This window comes from Nonomuraea sp. NPDC049709 (genome assembly GCF_040674815.1).
GTDB lineage: Bacteria > Actinomycetota > Actinomycetes > Streptosporangiales > Streptosporangiaceae > Nonomuraea.
On sequence record NZ_JBFANM010000016.1, the window covers coordinates 56,939 to 72,487 of the forward strand.

Sequence of the window (15,549 nt, forward strand, 5' to 3'; positions counted from 1 at the left end):
GGCCACAAGTCGTGTCCCGCGGTCGGCGACCGTGCTTTCGGCCGATCCGGCGCAGACGCGGGCCGCCCAGGTGAGGGCGTCAGGCCTGGGAGTGCTTCTGACGCAGGCGGATGATCGGCAGTTGCCGGTCGGTCTTCTCCTGGTACTGCGCGAACCTGGGTGCCGCCTTGGTGATCCGCTGCCAGGCCTCCGTGCGCTCCGCCCCGTGGAGCTGCTCGGCGACCACGTCCACCGTGCGGCCGTCGACCTCGATGCGGACCTGGTCGGGGTGGGCGGCGAGGTTGTAGTACCAGGACGGGTTGCCTGCCGCCCCGCCCGCCGAGGCCACGATCAGCCGGCTGCCGCCGTCGCCGGGGAACCAGCCCACAGGAGTGGTGCGCTCCAGCCCGCTCTTGGCGCCGACGGTGGTGAGGACCAGGGCGTTGAGGCCCATCATCTGGCCACCCTTGCGGCGGATCCGCCGCGCGGCCAGCTTGTTGAACCATCGGAACAGCCGTCCGGCCGGCAGCCGGGCGCCGCGGGTGCCGACGGGGGTGTCGAAGCTCATGAGGCCTCCAAGGGCGAAAAGTTAACTAAGCGTACTGTACGCATAATTAACTATATTCGCCATATACAGTAAGGGGGTGAACAACACGGGGCGGGAGACCGCGCTGAAGGGGCTGGGCGCCGGCCCGGACGGCGCACCGATGGACGCGGCCACCGGGCTGGTCCGGCTCAGCGGCCTGGTCCAGACGGTCTACCAGCGCGTGTCCGAGCGCCACGAGCTGACCCCCGTCCAGGCCAGGCTCCTGTGCGTGCTGCTCGGCGGCCCCAGGGGCATGGCGGAGCTGGCCGGCTGCTTCGGGGTGGAGAAGGCCGCGCTCACCGGGCTGATGAACCGGGCCGAACGACGCGGCCTGGCCTTGCGGTCATCCGTGCCCGGGGACCGCCGGGCCGTCCAGGTGACGCTGACCGACGAGGGCCGCCGAGCGGCCGTCGCGTTCTACACCGAGCTGCGGGCGGAGATGGAAGGTCTCCTCGCACCGCTGGCGGAGGAGGATCGTACGCACTTCCGCGGCGCGATGGCCGAGATCGTCGCCAGGTGCGGCCCCGGCCACTGCTGACACCCCGCACGGAAGGTCGGCGCGTCGATCAGTTCGACGCCAGATGGCGGGCCACGTGCAGGTCGGTGATGAGGATGTTCACCCAGCCGCCCTCGATCGCGGCCTTGACGGCGGACGCCTTGCGCATGCCGCCCGCCACCCCCACCCTGCGGGGCACGGCGCGGAAGGTCGGCGCGTCGATGCCGATGACCCGCTGGTCGAAGCCGGAGTCGACGGGCTTGCCCGAGGCGTCGAAGAAGTGCAGGCACACGTCCCCGACGGCGCCGAGGGCGCGCAGCTCCTCCTGGTCGGCGTGGCTGACGGCGTTGCCGCTGCTGAGCAGGAGGGGCGACGGCTCCAGGCTGCCGATGCCGACCAGGACGACGGTCAGATCGTTCCACTGCGCCTGGACGTCGATCACGGTGGGGTCCTGGAGGAGCGCGTCGCGGATGGCGGTGGTCGCGACCACTCCGGGCAGGGGCACGAAGACGGGACGGCCGTTGGTGAGGTTGGCCAGGCGCGCCACCAGGCGGGTGGCGTGCACCTGGGCCTCGGGGCTGCCGACACCCCCGACGAGCTGCATGACGCGGTCGGCGACCTGGGAGTTCTTCTGCGGCATGCGTTCGACGGTGGCGAGCAGGGTCTCGCTCCAGGAGGAGATGCCGACCACGTCGCCGCCGGTGAAGGTGACGCCGAGATAGCTGGCCGCGGCCGAGGCCAGCGGCGGGATGACGTCGTCCTGGAACTCCTCGACGTCGACCACGACGGCGTCGCGCAGGTTGTAGCGGCGCTGGAGCTCCTCCTCCAGCTCGGTGTGCACGCCGTCGGGGAGGGTGACCACGGTGCGGACCATGCCGCGCGTGACCGCCTCCTTGAGCAGGCGGGACACGCGCGGCTGGGAGATGTTGAGCGCGGCGGCGATCTCGGGCTGGCGCAGGCCCTGCTCGTGATACATGCGCGCCACCCGCGCCAGCAGGCGCAGATGATCCTTGGCCGAGTCGCTCCTGCCTGCCGGGTTCGGGACCACCGCGCACCACCCCTCTACTGCGAATTTCTATTCACATCGGAACGTCTACCTCAGAATAGGTGACTGATCAGGGGCCGCGACTCCCGGCAGGTCACTTCCTGGCGAAGACGCCGAACTCGTCGGCGTTGTCCTTGGTGACGAGCTCGCAGTCGATGGACTGCTTCTCCTCCTTGCCGGTCTTTCCGGTCTTGATGAACTGGTCGGCCTGCTCCACGGCGCTGGTGGCGCCGAGCGCGGCGGGCTGCAGGGCGGTGGCGTGCATCTCGCCCGCCTTGACCGCGGCGATGGCGTCGGGGCTGCCGTCGAAGCCGACGACCGTGACCTTGTCCAGGATCCCGGCGGCCTTGAGCGCCGCGACCGCGCCGAGCGCCATGGTGTCGTTGCCGGCGATGACGCCCTGGATGTCGCGGCTCTTCTGGAGGATGGTCTCCATCTTGGTGAAGGCCTCCTGCTGGTCCCAGTTGGCGCTCTCCTTGGCGACCTGCTTCATGTCCGGATACTGGGAGATCACGTCGGCGAAGCCCTTGGAGCGCACGCTGGCGTTGGTGTCGGACTCCTTGCCGACCAGCTCGACGTAGTTGCCCTTGCTCTTCATCGCCTCGACGAACGACTGCGCGGCGAGCTGCGCGCCCTGGGAGTTGTTGGACACGATCTGCGCCTTGGCGATGCCGGTGGCGTTGATCTCGCGGTCGATCAGGAAGACGGGGATGCCGCCCTCGGTGGCCTTGCGCACCGGGCCGATGGAGGCGTCGGCGCCGGCGTTGTCCAGGACGATCGCCTTGGCCTGGCGGGAGATCGCGGCGTCGATCAGCTCGCTCTGCTTGTTGGGGTCGTCGTCGTGGGAGGCCACGGACGTCTGGTAGCCGAGGGATTCGGCCTTGGCCTTGGCCGCGTCGGCCTCGGCCTTGAAGAACGGGTTGTCGTGCGAGGGCGTGATGATCGCGATCAGCCCGCCGGCCGCGCCGGTGCCGCCGCCGGTGGAGGCGGAGGCGCTGGTGGCGGGCTGCTGCGCGCTGCCCCCGCACGCGGTCAGGGCGGCGCAGCCCACGGTCAGCGACAGGGCCCAGGTGAGGACACGACGGCGGGTGGACGGCATGGTGGTTCTCCTTCAGGGGGTGGTGTCTAGTCGTGGTGTTTGGTCGCGGCGACCGCCGCCGCGGCGGCTCCCCGACGCTTGAATCGCTGCTGGCCCTGGTCGAGCATGACGGCGAGGATGATGACCGCGCCCTTGATGAGGATCTGCCAGAACGTCGACACGCCCAGGATCACCAGGCCGTCGGCGAGGAAGCCGATGACGAACGCGCCGACCAGGGTGCCGCGCACGGTGCCCCGGCCGCCGCTGAGCGCCGCGCCGCCGATGACGACCGCGGCGATGGCGTTCAGCTCGTAGGTCTCCCCCGCCTGCGGCGCGGCCGAGGTGAGCTCCGAGGCGATGATGAGCCCGGCGATGGCGGCGCAGGCGCCGGAGATCACGTACACGATGGTCTTGACCCGCCGGATCGGCACCCCGGACAGGTCGGCGGCCCGTTCGTTGCCGCCGGTGGCGTACAACCAGCGGCCGAACGGGGACTTGGCCAGCAGCAGCGTGGCCAGCACCGCCAGCGCGATCATGATCCAGATCGAGGTCGGCAGGCCGAGCGGGCGGCCGCTGCCGAGCAGGCCGAAGCCGGTGTTGCCGAGGGCGGAGTGGCCGGCCAGGTTGGGGTAGGTGGCGCCGTCGGAGATGAGCATCGCCGCGCCGCGGGCCACGTACAGCATGCCGAGGGTGGCGATGAACGGCGCCACGTTGAAGCGGGTGACGAGCAGCCCGTTGACCGCGCCGACCGCCATGCCGACCGTCACGCACAGCACGATCACCACCCACACCGGCGGGTAGGCGATCACGCCGCCGACGTGCAGGCCGCCCAGCAGCTCACCGGCGACCACGCCGGACAGGCCCACGATGGAGCCGACCGACAGGTCGATGCCGCCCTTGAGGATGACCAGCAGCATGCCGAGCGCGATCACGGCGTTGATCGCGACGTGCTTGGTCATCGTGATGAGGTTGGGCACGGTCAGGAACGAGTCCGACAGCAGCCCGAAGATCACGATGAGCACGGCGAGCGCGATGAAGGCGCGCAGTTCGAAGGCCACGTTCAGCAGCGACAGGCGGCGCGCCCGGGCGGCCGAGCGCTCGGCGGGGACGGCGGCGGGGGTCTTGGTGGTGGCCGTCATGCCGCACCGTCCTTCGGGGTTCCGCCGTCGGACACGCGCATCAGTTCCTCCCGGGTGAGCTCGCCGCGCCGAAACTCGCCGACGAGGGCGCCGCGGGCGAGCACGAGCAGCCGGTCGGGGATGTGCAGCGCCTCTTCGGCGTCGGATGTGGTGAACAGGACGGCCAGGCCGTGCCGGGCCTGACCGGCCATCAACTCGAAGATGTCGGCCTTGGCGCCCACGTCGACGCCGCGGGACGGCTCGTCGAGCAGCAGCACGCGCGGCCCGGTCAGCAGCGCCTTGCCGATGACCACCTTCTGCTGGTTGCCGCCGCTGAGGGAGCCGATGGCCGCCGCGTGGCCGCTGGTCTTGACGGTGACGTCGGTGATGGCGCGGGCGACGGCGGCGCGTTCGCGCGGCTGCGAGACGAACAGGCCGCGGACGTACGTGCCGAGCGCCGCGAGGGACAGGTTCTGCCCCACCGACATGGTCTGGACGAGGCCGTCGCGCTGGCGGTCCTCGGGCACCAGCACCACGCCGCGCTCGATGCGCTCGCGGATGCCTGGCCCGTCGAGGGGCCTGCCGTCCAGCAGGACCTGCCCGGAGACCGGCCGGAGCCGGCCCGCGAGCGCTTCCAGCAGCTCGGTGCGGCCCGCGCCCATGAGGCCGTAGACGCCGACGATCTCGCCCGCGCGCACGGCGAGCGACAGCCCGTCCACGGCGAGCCGGTCGGGGACGGCCGGATCGGCCACGCTGAGGTCGCGCACGGTCAGCGCCTCCTCGCCGAGCACGGGTTCGCGGTCCGGGAAGAGGGTGTCCTGGTCGCGGCCGACCATCTGCTCCACGATCCAGCGGATGTCCACCTCGCCGGCCCGCGCGGTGGCGACGAGCGTGCCGTCGCGCAGCACCACGACGTCGTCGGCGATGTCGAGGGCCTCGTCGAGGTGGTGGGAGATGTAGACGACGGCCACACCCGCGGCGGTCAGCTCCCTGATCACCCGGAACAGCACCTCGACCTCGGGCGCGGTGAGCGCGGAGGTCGGCTCGTCCGTGATCAGGACGCGGGCCTCCTGGAGCAGGGCGCGGGCGATCTCCACGAGCTGCTGCTGGCCCAGCCGCAGGTCGCCGACCAGCCCGTCGGGGTCGGCGCGCTCCTCCAGCCGGTCGAGCACGGCCCGCGTGGCCGCGCGCTGCGCCCTGCGGTCGACCGCACCGAACCCGGTGCGGACCTCGCGGGCCAGGAACAGGTTGTCGGTGACGCTGAGGTTCGGGCACAGGCTCAGCTCCTGGTGGATGATGGCGATGCCCCGGTCGGCGGCATGGCGGGAGGACCGCAGCCGCACGGGCCGCCCGTCCAGCTCGACGTGGCCGGTGGTGGGCTGCTCGATCCCGGCCAGGATCTTCATCAGCGTCGACTTGCCGGCGCCGTTCTCGCCGAACAGCGCAGTCACGCGGCCCGCGGTGACGGGGAAGTCGACGCCTTTCAGCGCGTGGGTGCCGCCGTAGACCTTGGTGACCTCGCAGGCCCGCAACACCGGAGCGCTCATGAGATCGCCACCGGGGTGATGGTCACGGTCTGCGGGGTGAGCAGCGTGAACGCGCCGGTGAAGGTGATCTCCTTGCCGTCCAGCGCCGCCACGTCGAGGCCGTTGAGCAGCTTGGCGCGCATCTCGTTGTTCAGGGCGGTGGCCGCGTCGGCGTACTCGACCTGGTTGGTGAACTGGCCGAAGGTGATGAACCCGGCGGCGTCGCGCAGCGCGGTGCCGTTGATGGCCGGGCCGGTCTGCAGCGACACCCGGGTGCCGTCCGGCAGGCCGTCGACGGTGACGGGCAGCAGGCCGGAGCGTGCCTTCCCCGCCTCGCCCGTGCCCTTGACGGCGAAGGTGTAGGGGCCGGTGCCCTGGCGCTTGCCGTACTTCCGGCCGGCGGCGTCCTTGTCCCCGGCCAGGGCCTTGAGCAGGACCGGCAGGTCGACGGCGGCGGCCTGGATGGCGGGCACGACCTTGGCCTGGTAGTTCTGGGCGCCGAACACGGCCGGGTCAAACTTTTTCGGCGCCGCGGCCGCCGCGCTCTCCGCCGTGCGATATTCGGTGCTGACCGCCATGAGCACAACCAGTACGGCGACGGCCGCGGCGGCGATCCAGCGGGCAGGGACGCGCCGACGGGCGGTCGGCGCCGTTGTGGTCATGTGCTGCTTCCTTCCTGCGGGGGCCGGGCACGGCGGACGGCCGCGTGCCAGGCGGCCTTCCTGCGTACGCGCTCGGCCTCGTCGATGCCCGGCCGGTAGGTGTCGGCCGGCCGGTGCCGCGTCTCCAACTGATCGAGGGTCCAGAGCTTGGCCGCGAGCCCGGCGGCATCGGCCACGCCGAGCGCGGACAGGTCGTGCTCCCCGGACCGGGCGACGGCCCGGCCGCTGACGTCGGCCTGGAGCTGCATCAAGCGGGCGCTGCGGGTCAGACCGCCGTCGGCCATGAGCACGCGTACCCGGCCAACGGCCTGATCGACGGCGGCCACCACGTCCTCGACCTGGAAGGCGACCGCCTCCAGGGCGGCGGCGACGAGCTGGGCCCGGCGGGTGCCGAGCGTCAGCCCGGTGATGACGGGGCTGGCCTCCGGTTCCCACCAGGGGGCGCCGAGGCCGCCGAAGGCGGGCACGAAGTGCACGTCGCCCGGGTCGGCGGCCTCGGCCAGCAGCACGTCGGCGGGCACGTCGAACAGCTCGGCCAGCCAGCTGACGGTGCGCCCGGTCGCGCGGATGTTGCCCTCGACGGCGTGCACCGGGCCGGCCCCGAGGTCCCAGGCGATGCTGCGGCACAGCCCGGGCGCGTCGGGCGGGCCGCCGATGGCCATCACCGACGAGCCGGTGCCGTAGGTGGCCTTGACGACGCCGGGCCGCCAGCCGGCGTGGGCGAACATCGCGGCGTGCGAGTCACCCATCACCGCCAGCACCGGAACCCCGTCGGGCAGCGGCGCCAGCCCCCGGACCGCGGGGAAGGGCCCGCAGGAGGACACCACCTCGGGCAGCACCTCGGCCGGCACCGCGAACAGGTCGAGCAGGCGGGCGTCCCATCCGCCTGTCCGGATGTCGAGGAGCTGGGTCCGGGAGGCGTTTCCGACCTCGATGACGTGCCGGCCGCCGAGACGGCTGAGCAGCCAGGAGTCGACGGTGCCCAGGCACAGCTCCCCCGCCCGGCTGCGGCGCCGGTCCGGGTCGTAGGTGTCGAGCAGCCAGCGGGCCTTGAGCGCGGAGAACATCGGGTCCAGGGGCATCCCGCTCACCGAGCGCACCAGCTCGGCGGAGGCGGCCAGCTCATGGCAACGGTCGGCTGTGCGCCGGTCCTGCCAGCTGATCAGGGGCCCGGCCGGCTCGCCGGTGCGGCGCTCCCACAGCACCAGCGACTCGCGCTGGGTGCTGAAGGCCACGCCGGCGACGCGGCCGGCGTGCTCGGGGGCGACGCAGCCGGCGACCGCGCGGCGCACGCTCTGCCACAGCTCCTCGGCCGGCTGCTCCACCCAGCCGGGACGCGGCTGCGTCTCCGGGACGACAACGGCGGCCCGCGCCACGACCCGCCCCTCGGCGTCGACGAGCAGCGCCTTGGTGGAGCTGGTGCCCTGGTCGACGGCCAGGACGAGGGGGCTAGCCATGGCGGAGCAGATCCTTCACGGCGGCGACGATGCCGTCGGCGGACAGGCCGAAGTGGTCGAGCAGGAAGGCGGTGTTCCCGGTGGGGGCGAACACGCGGGGGATGCCGAGGATCCGCATCGGGACCGGGTGGTGGGTGACGACGGCGCCGGACACCGCCGCGCCCAGGCCGCCGCTGATGGTGGCCTCCTCGGCCGTGACGATCCGCCCGGTCTCGCGGGCCGCCGCGACGACGGCCTCCTCGTCCATGGGGTCGAGGAAGGGCATGTTGAGCACCCGTACCGACACGCCCTCGCCGCGCAGCCTGGCCGCCGCCTCCAGGGCGCGCGAGGTGAGCGAGCCGATCGCGATGACGGTGGCGTCGCCGCCGTCCTGCAGCAGCACGGCGCGGCGCGGCTCGAACGGCGCGCCGTCCGGGGTGACGACCGGCACCTTGAAGCGCGGGATGCGCAGGTAGGAGGGCCGTTGCGAGGAGGCGGCCCAGCGTACGGCGGCCCGGGTCTGCACCGGGTCGGCCGGGATGATGACGTCGAGGTTGGCGACCGCGCGCATCCACGACAGGTCCTCGATGGAGTGGTGGGTCGGCCCGAGCTCGCCGTAGGCCATGCCGGGGCTCTGCCCGCAGAGCACGACATGGGCCTCGCTGTAGGCGACGTCGGCTTTGATCTGCTCCAGGGCCCGCCCGGTCAGGAACGGCGCCGCGGCGCACACGAACGGGATCTTGCCCGCGTTCGCCAGGCCGGCGGCCACGCCCACGAGATCCTGCTCGGCGATGCCGACGTTGATCAGCCGGTCGGGGAAACGCTCACGGAAGCCGACGAGGTTGCTGGAGCCCACGGAGTCGTTGCACACCGCCACGATCCGCTCGTCGGCCTCGGCCAGGGCCATCAGCTCGTCGGCGAAGTCCTTGCGGCAGTCGAAGACGGCCTGCTGCTCGGCGACGGTCATCGGGCCAGCTCCGCCAGCGCCGCTGCGACCTGCTCCGGGGTGGGCACCTTGTGGTGCCACTCCACCCTGTCCTCCATGAACGACACGCCCTTCCCCTTGATCGTGTTCGCGATGACGGCGACCGGCCGGCCGGTGCGCGGGCCGTTCATCGCCCGCAGCAGCGCGAGGTGGTCGTGGCCGTCGACCTCGCGCACCTCCCAGCCGAAGCTGCGCCACTTGTCGCCCAGCGCGCCGAGCGCGTTGGTCTCCTCCGTCCTGGCGCCCTGCTGCAGCCGGTTGCGATCGACGATCGCCGTCAGCGACGACAGGCCATGGTGGGCGGCGGCCATCGCGGCCTCCCAGTTGCTGCCTTCCTGCAGCTCACCGTCCCCCAGCACGACGACGGTACGCCAGCTCACGCCGTCCAGCCTGGCCGCCAGCGCGCACCCGACGGCGACCGGCAGCCCGTGCCCGAGCGCGCCGGTGTTGGTCTCCACCCCGGGAACCTTGAGCCGGTTGGGATGGCCGTTCAACGCCGACAGCGGCGCCATGAACGTCTCCAGCTCCGCCGCGGCGAAGAAGCCGCACTGGGCCAGGGTGGCGTAGAGCGCGGCGGCGCAGTGGCCCTTGCTCAGCACGAACCGGTCGCGGCCGGTCCAGCCCGGCCGCTCGGGGTCGACGGACAACGCTCCGTAGAAACAGGACACCAGGATGTCGGTCACCGACAGGTCGCCGCCGATGTGCCCCATGCCGGCCCGATCGATGGTCCGGATGATGCTCCGGCGCACCTGCGTGGCCAGCCGGCCCAGCTCGGCCGCGGCGGTGTCCGGGCCGGCGGCTCGGATGCGCTCGACCGTCTGGCGGTAGGCGGCCGCCCGCGCCGGGTCACAGGCGAGCATCGGCGTCACCACTCCACCTCACCAGGTTGAATATCTATTCCATATTGATTAGGCATAATTGAGACGCTACGACCGCCGGTCGATTCATGTCAACGAGCAGCCGGTGATCGCCTGCTTGACGGCTCCATGTCGCCGACGTTACATTCCGGCTGAATAGCAAGGCAGTATTGAATAGAAATTCAACCAAGCCGCGCCTCATCCGGCGCCATTCCAGGGACAGGAGCCGTTCCATGGCCGCAGAACCTCTCTTCGGCGCCGGACTCTGGCACTTCGGCCAGTTCCGCGACCGCTACGCCACCGACGGCTACGGCCCGCCCGTCTCCACCCTGGAGGCCGTCGACCGGGCCGGCCAGGTCGGCAGCCTGTCGGTGGTCGACATCAACTACCCGTTCAACCCGGCCGACCTCGACGTGGCGCAGCTGGAGGAGCGGCTGAAGGCCAACGGGCTGCGCGCCATCGCCCTGACGCCCGAGATCTACACCCGCACGTTCAGCCGCGGCGGCTTCACCAACCCCGACCCGGAGATCCGCCGCGCCGCGATCGAGCTGGTGAGCGACGCGGCCGACCTGGCCCGCCGGCTCGGCTGCGACTACGTCAAGCTCTGGCCGGGGCAGGACGGCTGGGACTACCCCTTCCAAGCCGACTACAAGGCGCTGTGGCGGATGTCCATCGACGCCGTCCGCGAGCTCGCGCAGCGCCATCCCGACCTGCGCTTCGCCATCGAGTACAAGCCGCGCGAGCCGCGCAACCGCATGACCTTCTCCTCCGCGGCCCGTACCCTGCTGGCCATCGAGAAGATGGACGTGCCCAACGTCGGCATCCTGCTCGACTTCGGCCACTCCCTCTACGGCCTGGAGTCCCCGGCGGACGCCGCCCAGCTCATCCTGGACCACGACCGCCTGTACGCCATCGACGTCAACGACAACTTCCGCGGCTGGGACGACGACATGGTGGTGGGCTCCGTCCACCTGGTCGAGACGTTCGAGTTCTTCCACACCCTGCGCCAGGCCGGCTGGCAGGGCGTCTGGCAGCTCGACCAGTTCCCCTTCCGCGAGGACTCCGTGGAGGCGGCCCGCGCCGGCATCGAGGTCATGCGTACCATCTGGCGCGCCCTGGGGGTCCTCGACGTCGACGCCCTCGCCGAGGCGCAGGCCCGGCAGGACGCCCTGGCCGCGCAGCGCATCGCCCGTAAGGCCCTGCTCTCCGCCCAGGTCGACGACTGATGGTGAGATGACTCCGGCCGGCGGAGCCTGTCGGGAGCCGGAACGCGCCCTACACCGGCCCGACTGCTACGACGGCGGCCGGAAGGTGGTCTCTGACCATCAGGGCGCGGGCTGCGGGTTCGGCGGGATGTCCAGCCGCTGGGCCACCTGCAGGTCGGTGATCAGGATGTTCACCCAGCCGCCCTCGATCGCGGCCCTGATGGCGGAGAGCTTGCGCAGGCCGCCCGCGACGCCGACCCGGCGCTCGACGGCGCGGAACGTGGCCGCGTCGATGCCCACCACGCGCCGGTCGAAACCGGAGTCGACGGCTCTCCCCGCGGCGTCGAAGAAGTGCAGGCACACGTCCCCGACGGCGCCGAGCCTGCGCAACTCGTCCTGATCGGCGTCCCCGACGGCGTTGCCGCTGCTGAGCAGCAGGGGCGAGGGCTCCAGGCTGCCGATGCCGGCCAGGACGACGGTCAGGTCCCGCCACCTGCCCACGACATCCCGGACCGAACTGTCCTGGAGCAGGGCGTCGCGGATCGAGGGGTCGCCGACCACCCCCGGGGAAGGTACGGAGACCGGACGGGCGCGGGCGATCTCCGCCAGCCGGCCGAGCAACCGGGTGGCCCGCACCTGCGCCTCGGGACTGCCCACGCCGCCGACGAGCTGGATGACGCACTCGGCGACCTGGCTCGTCTTGGGCTGCATGCGGTCGACGGTGGCCAGCAGCGTCTCGCTCCAGGAGGAAATCCCGATCACGTCGCCGCCGGCGAAGGTGGCGTCGAAGTAGTCGGCCGCCGCCGCGGCGAGCGCCGGGATGACGTTCCGCGCCGACTCCTGGGTGTCCACGACCACCACATCGCGCAGGTCGTAGCGGCGCCGGAGCCGGTCCTCCAGTTCGCTGTGCACGCTTTGGGGCAGGACGACCACGGTCCGCACGATCCCGCGCCTGACCGCCTCGCGCAGCAGCCGGGACACCCGGGGCTGGGAGATGTTCAGCTCGGCTGCGATGGCAGGCTGGCGGATGCCCTCCTCGTGGTACATCCGGGCGACTCTGACCAGGAGCCGTAGGTGCCCCGTGGACACGTCGTTCCCGAGGCCCGCGACCATGGCGCCGCCCTTCATGCATGTTCATCCACGATGTGTTATCCATTCAGCCTACCGTCGAGCGAGCCGACGGGCGAAGGATGTCACTACGCCCGGGCACCGTGGGCGGTCAGGATGCCTGGCCCGACTCCGACCACTACCTACGCCTGCTGGAGGCGAAGCCGCCCTCTATCGCCCCGTCGCGTTGTGAGGGCTGTCCTCGGGTTCCTGCTGGTACGTGCGTCGAACGCTGGTGCCGTTGCTGAGGTCCGTCCCGTACACGTGCAGCGTGATCGCGACCGTGTCACCGGTGTTGTGAACCCGGTGAATGTCGTCGGGTGGGGCGGCGCCACTGACCGAGCCGGCGGGACGCTGCCGTTCGCCGATCTCGACAAGGCGGTCTCCGTCGATGCCGTACAGGGTCTCGGTCTCCGTGCCCTGCAGCACCATGAAGGAGCACCAGACCAGGTGATCGTGGATCTCGGTGACCTGTCCCGGCCGCCACACGACGGCGGACAGCGAGAACGTCTCCTCGGTGTGCAAGGTGTGCCTGCTGTAGCCCTCGGGCGAGCCGGCACGTTCGGCCTCGGTGAGCAGGTCCGGGCTCGGCTCCATCTGCGCCAGCACGTCGGCCACCTGCTGCGCGATCGTCTGGGGGTCGGCCTGCTGCCGTGCTCGCGGTCGGATCCGCTCCACCAGATCGGCGAGCCCCGGTCTGAACCCTGCGCCGGCGGGCGCACCCATCACCTGTGTCATGAAACCCATGGTGACCGGCCCGACATCATGACGTCCAATGCCAAAGAGCCGCGATTCTCATAGACAACCTTGATGAATCCTGCACGGCTGGTCGGCGGGCTGATGTCACTGAAGCCCATGGGCCGGCTGTGGCGAGCCACCGCGTGGGCCTTTGCGTCACCGTGAGGATCGCTGCGCACCGGCAGGCTTCCCGCCGCGTTCCCGGCTCCTCCGCCCTGCCACGGCATCGCGGACCCGGCAGCCGTGACTCTGTCGCAGTCGAGCGTGATGTCTCCGGCCGGCGGATGGGTGACCGTCTTGCGGTCGTGGCCGCTCTCGGACCGGTACGGCCGGCGCCTCGGAGTGGGCTCGGGCAGGAACGTGTCGAGCACCACGTTGCGTCGGTCCGCGGCGAAGACGGCCGGCGCCTGGTCGGTGAGGGCGGAGGTCAGCGGTTCTTGGCAGGCTCGCGGTGGACGACGGCCTTGTCTCCCGGTCCCGGGTACGCCATGATCAGCAGCCGCTCGGCCCCGTACTCGGCACCCTTCCACGGGAACCAGGCCAGGTGCACACGGAGGCGGTAGTGCCCCTTGCGGCCGTTGAGTGACAGGTCGGGCAGCGTGGTGCCGCTCAGACCGTCCATGAACTCCATCTCGCCGCTCCGGCTGTCGAAGCCGACCTCGACGACGTGGTCCCAGCCCTTGGTCTCGACCGGTGGGCGGCGCGTGTAGGTCTCCAGCGTGACGCACAAGGGGACGTCGGCATGCGTATCCACCGCCACGTGGCCGGGGGCGACGTCGACCGGACCGGCGCTCGTGCTCCCGCCCTCGACGGCGGAGTCGTCGTACAGCACCAGGCCCGACTCGGGCCGCTCCGGCTCCTTGACGCGGATCGCCCTGGCGGGCCGGATGAGGGGGCGGTGGCGCGGGGCGGCGTCGCACATGCGCCGCTGCTCGGCCTCCCACTCCTCGAACTCGCGCTCATCGGCGGTCTCCGCCGCGGTGATGTCCGCGTTCGCGGCCGGGCAGATCCCGGCGAGCACCCCGCTCAGCTCACCGACGCTCACCCCTTCTCTCTCCCGCAGGCGGGCCAGTTCGCGCGGGTCGTTGCGGGTGTAGGCGCCGCACAGGCGGCGGCCGTGGCCGAGCAGCACCTGGTCGGGGGTGGTGGCGGCGAACGTGAGCGCCTTCTGCCGGCGTACCGCGCAGATGAAGGCGCGCGAGCCGGTGAGCGGCTCCGGTGTCACCGCCTCGCCGTCGGTCTCCCAGGGCTCGGGCGGCGAGCAGTCCTCGGCCGCGGTGACCGGGCCGCGTGACTGGTCGGCGGCCGGCAGGAAGCACAGGGCCACGGAGGTGGCCAGTGCCGTCACGAGGACGTGGTGCCGCAGGCGGGCGGCGGGCGGGGCGCCATACAGGAGGAGCAGGACGAGGGCGGAGGCGGCCAGAGCTGCGCTGTACCACAACGGCGAGATGCCGAAGAGGAACTCGCCGTTCCCGTTCCGGTCGAGCAGCCCGCTCGGGTACAGGGCCGACCGCTGCTCGGCCATCTCGGGTACGTGCTGCCGGTCCGCCTCGCGCCCCGTGGTGATCGCGCTGACGACGCCCACCGCGGCGGTGACGATCAGGGCCGACATCGTCACCCGCAGCAGCCGCCGAGTCCTGCGTACGACCGCGACCAGGATCAGCACGGCCGGAGCGCCGACCCCGACGAGCACGTCCACGGCGACCCAGAGCACAGTCGCCGGGTAGCCCATGTTCCCGTGGAAGAGGTCGTTGACCAGACCCCTGGGGCCGGTCCACAGGGGCATCCCACCGGCGAGGTTGACGGCCGCGGGGATCAGCGGGGGCACCACGGCCACGGCGGCGACGGGCCACGGTCGCGCGGGCGCGACCCGGGCCGGCGGCGGGGACGGTACGGGCAGCGGCCCGCCCAGGTCGTGGGCGGAGCGGGCCTGCCACACCGTCCCGAAGACGGTTAGGACGCCCAGGACCATGAGGAGCACCACGTCGTGGTCGACGCCCCAACCGCCGAACGTGATGATGGAATGCCCGCTGGACGACAGCAGGGCCGGCGCCGCCGAGACCATGCCCATCCGCACGGTCCCCCGGGTCCAGCGCCCGTCCCTGGCTTGCCCGGCCAGGACCGGCACCAGCCACAGCAGGTGGACGACGTTGCCTAGCTGGTACGGAGAGACGTACGGCACGACGGACCACTGCTCGAGGCCGTACAGGACGATGGTGGCCATTCCCGTGACGGTGTCCACCAGGCCCGCCACGAGTGCAAGCACCCGCAGCCACCGTGGCAACGCGCCGGCGAGAACCACGAAGAACAGCCAGACGACGACGAGGGCGAGCAGCTCGAGGGGCAGGTCGAACCACCATTCGTACGGGATCGGCAGCTGGTACAGCAGCGTGCAGGCGACGCTGAGATACAGGGCCACCCGCAGCAGCCGGACCGGCCTGTCGTTGACGGCCGCCGCGCCGACCGGCCGCCCCCGCAGCACCTGCCAGAAGCCCCATCCCTGCAGGATCCCGCCCGCCACCATGAGGAGCTCCACCCACCAGGTGTAGGGCACGAATTCCGCACTCCATGCCCCGGGGACGATCGCGCGCAGCAGCGTCGGATCCCCGGTGGCCGGCGCGAGCACGCCGGCCACGACGACCGCGGCCACGTAGACGGCGGCGACGAACGCGGCGATGGTGCCGAAACGGTAGCGGCGCACCGGAACATCCTCGGGAACGAGCGAACAGGA

The 15,549-nt window shown here is 71.7% G+C and carries 15 protein-coding genes; 2 read left to right on the top strand and 13 right to left on the bottom strand.

The features are described 5' to 3' along the window. Positions 1-79 precede the first annotated feature (79 nt). Positions 80-547: a nitroreductase/quinone reductase family protein gene (locus AB0J69_RS17915; RefSeq protein WP_364118129.1), complete on the bottom strand. Its 468-nt coding sequence runs from the start codon at positions 545-547 to the stop codon at positions 80-82. 76 nt (positions 548-623) lie between these two features. Between AB0J69_RS17915 and AB0J69_RS17920 the strand changes: the two genes are divergently transcribed. Continuing rightward, positions 624-1,103, top strand: coding sequence for a MarR family transcriptional regulator (locus AB0J69_RS17920; RefSeq protein ID WP_364118131.1), 480 nt, complete (start codon positions 624-626; stop codon positions 1,101-1,103). A 28-nt stretch (positions 1,104-1,131) separates the two neighbouring features. Here the strand turns inward: AB0J69_RS17920 and AB0J69_RS17925 are convergent, their stop codons facing one another. The 8 genes from AB0J69_RS17925 to AB0J69_RS17960 all read right to left on the bottom strand — a co-directional run bounded on the left by AB0J69_RS17925 (position 1,132) and on the right by AB0J69_RS17960 (position 9,771). Then, positions 1,132-2,109 carry a sugar-binding transcriptional regulator gene (locus AB0J69_RS17925; protein ID WP_364118133.1) on the bottom strand — a complete coding sequence of 326 codons (978 nt, stop codon included), beginning with the start codon at positions 2,107-2,109 and terminating at the stop codon, positions 1,132-1,134. Positions 2,110-2,200: 91 nt separating this feature from the next. After that, complete coding sequence (locus tag AB0J69_RS17930; protein WP_364118135.1) at positions 2,201-3,205, bottom strand: D-ribose ABC transporter substrate-binding protein; 1,005 nt, start codon at positions 3,203-3,205, stop codon at positions 2,201-2,203. Positions 3,206-3,231: 26 nt separating this feature from the next. After that, positions 3,232-4,323 (bottom strand): ABC transporter permease, encoded by a 1,092-nt coding sequence (locus AB0J69_RS17935; RefSeq protein WP_364118137.1) that lies wholly within the window; start codon positions 4,321-4,323, stop codon positions 3,232-3,234. After that, positions 4,320-5,849 (bottom strand): sugar ABC transporter ATP-binding protein, encoded by a 1,530-nt coding sequence (locus AB0J69_RS17940; RefSeq protein ID WP_364118139.1) that lies wholly within the window; start codon positions 5,847-5,849, stop codon positions 4,320-4,322. The genes AB0J69_RS17935 and AB0J69_RS17940 overlap by 4 nt, the downstream gene beginning before the upstream one ends. Further along, the gene (locus AB0J69_RS17945; protein ID WP_364118141.1) at positions 5,846-6,490 is read right to left on the bottom strand and encodes a DUF2291 domain-containing protein; all 645 of its coding nucleotides are present in this window, start codon (positions 6,488-6,490) and stop codon (positions 5,846-5,848) included. The genes AB0J69_RS17940 and AB0J69_RS17945 overlap by 4 nt, the downstream gene beginning before the upstream one ends. Continuing rightward, positions 6,487-7,947: an FGGY family carbohydrate kinase gene (locus tag AB0J69_RS17950; protein WP_364118143.1), complete on the bottom strand. Its 1,461-nt coding sequence runs from the start codon at positions 7,945-7,947 to the stop codon at positions 6,487-6,489. Before AB0J69_RS17950 ends, AB0J69_RS17945 begins: the two co-directional genes overlap by 4 nt. Further along, the gene (locus tag AB0J69_RS17955) at positions 7,940-8,893 is read right to left on the bottom strand and encodes a transketolase C-terminal domain-containing protein (RefSeq protein ID WP_364118144.1); all 954 of its coding nucleotides are present in this window, start codon (positions 8,891-8,893) and stop codon (positions 7,940-7,942) included. The genes AB0J69_RS17950 and AB0J69_RS17955 overlap by 8 nt, the downstream gene beginning before the upstream one ends. After that, complete coding sequence (locus tag AB0J69_RS17960) at positions 8,890-9,771, bottom strand: transketolase (RefSeq protein ID WP_364118368.1); 882 nt, start codon at positions 9,769-9,771, stop codon at positions 8,890-8,892. Before AB0J69_RS17960 ends, AB0J69_RS17955 begins: the two co-directional genes overlap by 4 nt. 230 nt (positions 9,772-10,001) lie before the next feature. Here AB0J69_RS17960 and AB0J69_RS17965 point away from each other — a divergent pair, with 230 nt between their 5' ends. Then, a complete protein-coding gene (locus AB0J69_RS17965) occupies positions 10,002-10,994 on the top strand; it encodes a sugar phosphate isomerase/epimerase family protein (RefSeq protein ID WP_364118146.1) in 993 nt (330 codons plus the stop codon). A gap of 99 nt (positions 10,995-11,093) precedes the next feature. Here AB0J69_RS17965 and AB0J69_RS17970 read toward each other — a convergent pair whose 3' ends face one another. The 4 genes from AB0J69_RS17970 to AB0J69_RS17985 all read right to left on the bottom strand — a co-directional run bounded on the left by AB0J69_RS17970 (position 11,094) and on the right by AB0J69_RS17985 (position 15,519). After that, positions 11,094-12,101: a sugar-binding domain-containing protein gene (locus AB0J69_RS17970; protein ID WP_364118148.1), complete on the bottom strand. Its 1,008-nt coding sequence runs from the start codon at positions 12,099-12,101 to the stop codon at positions 11,094-11,096. Positions 12,102-12,251: 150 nt separating this feature from the next. Further along, entirely contained in the window at positions 12,252-12,818 is a 567-nt protein-coding gene (locus AB0J69_RS17975; RefSeq protein WP_364118149.1) for a cysteine dioxygenase family protein, read from the bottom strand. Beyond that, complete coding sequence (locus AB0J69_RS17980; protein ID WP_364118151.1) at positions 12,815-13,192, bottom strand: hypothetical protein; 378 nt, start codon at positions 13,190-13,192, stop codon at positions 12,815-12,817. The genes AB0J69_RS17975 and AB0J69_RS17980 overlap by 4 nt, the downstream gene beginning before the upstream one ends. Before the next feature lie 53 nt (positions 13,193-13,245). Continuing rightward, positions 13,246-15,519, bottom strand: a complete 2,274-nt coding sequence (locus tag AB0J69_RS17985; protein ID WP_364118152.1) for a hypothetical protein — start codon at positions 15,517-15,519, stop codon at positions 13,246-13,248. Between the last annotated feature and the right edge of the window lie 30 nt (positions 15,520-15,549).

Coding starts and splice junctions, on each gene's coding strand:
- AB0J69_RS17940 (WP_364118139.1), bottom strand. CDS start 5,849: ATGAGCGCTCCGGTGTTGCGGGCCTGCGAGGTCACCAAGGTCTACGGC.
- AB0J69_RS17950 (WP_364118143.1), bottom strand. CDS start 7,947: ATGGCTAGCCCCCTCGTCCTGGCCGTCGACCAGGGCACCAGCTCCACC.
- AB0J69_RS17945 (WP_364118141.1), bottom strand. CDS start 6,490: ATGACCACAACGGCGCCGACCGCCCGTCGGCGCGTCCCTGCCCGCTGG.
- AB0J69_RS17970 (WP_364118148.1), bottom strand. CDS start 12,101: ATGAAGGGCGGCGCCATGGTCGCGGGCCTCGGGAACGACGTGTCCACG.
- AB0J69_RS17935 (WP_364118137.1), bottom strand. CDS start 4,323: ATGACGGCCACCACCAAGACCCCCGCCGCCGTCCCCGCCGAGCGCTCG.
- AB0J69_RS17915 (WP_364118129.1), bottom strand. CDS start 547: ATGAGCTTCGACACCCCCGTCGGCACCCGCGGCGCCCGGCTGCCGGCC.
- AB0J69_RS17955 (WP_364118144.1), bottom strand. CDS start 8,893: ATGACCGTCGCCGAGCAGCAGGCCGTCTTCGACTGCCGCAAGGACTTC.
- AB0J69_RS17975 (WP_364118149.1), bottom strand. CDS start 12,818: ATGACACAGGTGATGGGTGCGCCCGCCGGCGCAGGGTTCAGACCGGGG.
- AB0J69_RS17930 (WP_364118135.1), bottom strand. CDS start 3,205: ATGCCGTCCACCCGCCGTCGTGTCCTCACCTGGGCCCTGTCGCTGACC.
- AB0J69_RS17965 (WP_364118146.1), top strand. CDS start 10,002: ATGGCCGCAGAACCTCTCTTCGGCGCCGGACTCTGGCACTTCGGCCAG.
- AB0J69_RS17960 (WP_364118368.1), bottom strand. CDS start 9,771: ATGCTCGCCTGTGACCCGGCGCGGGCGGCCGCCTACCGCCAGACGGTC.